Source organism: Caballeronia calidae, assembly GCF_900044055.2.
Taxonomy (GTDB): Bacteria; Pseudomonadota; Gammaproteobacteria; order Burkholderiales; family Burkholderiaceae; genus Caballeronia; species Caballeronia calidae.
Genome location: NZ_FCOX02000350.1, coordinates 1 through 630, shown reverse-complemented (window position 1 = coordinate 630; position 630 = coordinate 1). Strand labels below are relative to the sequence as shown.

Here is a 630-nt window from a genome sequence, read left to right as displayed (position 1 = left end):
TTTAGGTTCGCCATTTTCACGACGTGGGCGAAAGGCATTGACCCAGCATGACTTCCGTCTTCCTTTCGGACCTAGCAAATCTTATCTTTGTTTTTCGAGCCGCGAAAACTTCGTCTTCACCGTATTCTGCAGCGACGAAAGCAGATCGCCTTTCAAATGTCCCTTGAGAGCAATCCAACCCCGTGCCGGGTCCGGCGTTCGCGGAGAAACAGGGATTTGTTTCTCACGAGGGAATTTGACAATTCCGTGCTCCTCATACGCCGAAGTGACAAACGCAAAGGAACGGGATATCAAATAATTCCATTCTCAGGTGGGTTGGCCGGCAGACTGTCGAGCAGTTCGTCGCTACCCATCCGAGATGCCTGTGCACTGGATCGCGAAGCGTCAGTCAGGTTATTGGGCAATCCGGTCATCATCCGGAATACATAAGAGCTTTCTCACCGTTTTTCTCACCACCGGATGTTCACTATCTTTAAGCTCCATCGCAGCGCCCTCCCATAATGGGTCCTGCAACGAATGCAGACACATAACCTTTAAGTGTAAAATATCATCGGAATCGATTTCATTTAAAAAATGTAAAGCATCAATTTCTCGCTTTACATTGATGAGCGCCAAGGTCTTCAATGTGGC

Annotated in this window: 1 pseudogene; it reads right to left on the bottom strand. The window is 48.4% G+C overall.

From position 1 onward, the window contains the following. Positions 1 to 393: 393 nt before the first annotated feature. Positions 394 to 630, bottom strand: a pseudogene (locus AWB78_RS42975) (hypothetical protein); the annotation flags it as partial.